The sequence below is a fragment of the Kitasatospora sp. NPDC093558 genome (assembly GCF_040683475.1).
Taxonomy (GTDB): Bacteria; Actinomycetota; Actinomycetes; order Streptomycetales; family Streptomycetaceae; genus Kitasatospora.
In genome coordinates, this window is sequence record NZ_JBFBDY010001352.1 from 1 (window position 1) to 1,111 (window position 1,111).

At 78.8% G+C, this 1,111-nt stretch carries 1 protein-coding gene; it reads left to right on the top strand.

The window, feature by feature from the left end:
- Positions 1-1,107: hypothetical protein (locus AB0O00_RS40910; protein WP_363659726.1), on the top strand; the 1,107-nt coding region annotated here is incomplete at its 5' end.
- Positions 1,108-1,111 lie beyond the last annotated feature (4 nt).

The window sequence follows — 1,111 nt, forward strand, 5'->3', positions numbered from 1 at the left end:
GTCGAGGCCCGCGACGGCGGAGCCGGCCCGGGCTGGCGCCTGCACGCCTGGGAGCACGACGACGAGGCCGTGGTGCGCGGCTGGTCCGCGCTGTTCGACGCCTGGACGCTGCTCGCGCCCGTCCCGCCGGCCGCCCTGCGCGGCGTCTTCACCGTGCTGGCCGGACAGGCCGTGGACCAGGCCCCGCAGCTGCTCTCCTTCCTGCACCTGGTGGACGGCCCGGTCGCCGACAGCGAGCTCCTGGAGCTGCTGCGCCGCGGCCTGGACGAGCGCCGGGTCGGCGGCAGCGGGGGCGCGGGCCTGTCGCCCGTCCCGCACGCCGCCTCCGCCGTGTCGGCGGTCCGCGGCACCTGCCGCGAGCCGCAGATCGACACCCCGGCCGCGCCCGCGGACGTCGCCGCCGTCCTGGACTGGATGCTGGACGGCCTGGCGGCCGTCGGCGCCGTCGTGCGCAGGAACGATGCCGCGGAGCTGTCGCCGCTCGGGCACTGGGCGGTGCGGGCGAAGCTGGAGGAGATCTGCACGGTCGCCCAGACCGCGGCCGGTCACATCGAGCAGAGCGCCTACGAGCTGCTGAACGCCTGCGCCGACTACTCGCCGGGCCCGGCCAGGGCCGAGTACCGCGCCTGGGTGGCGGCCCGCCCGGCGGACCGCGCGGTGGCCGAGCTGCTGGACGCCGCCCAGGGCGACGACGCGCTGGTGCGCGGCCTGGCCTTCGAGGCGCTGCGGGTGGCCGGGGGCACGGCCGAGCAGGCGGTGCGCGCGGCCGTGGACGAGCCGGTGCTGCGCCCCTACGCGCTGCTGTGGCTCGCGGAGCAGTCGGACGAGGGCGTGTCCCCGGCCGACGTGCTGGGCGCGGAGGACGCCGCCTGGCTGTGGGTGGACACCGCGGCCGCGGTGCTGGACCACGGCGAGACCGAACTGCTGGTCGGCCACGTGGAGGGCGCCTCGGCGGGCGACCCGGTGCGGCTGTTCGCCCGGGCCCGGCAGTCGGGGCACCCGCGGGCGGCCTCGGTGCTGACGGCGGTCTCGGGCGTGCACCCGGACCCGGGCGTGGCCAGGGCGGCCCGCCGCTCGGCGTTCAGCGTCCACACCGGCGGGGCGTAGCACC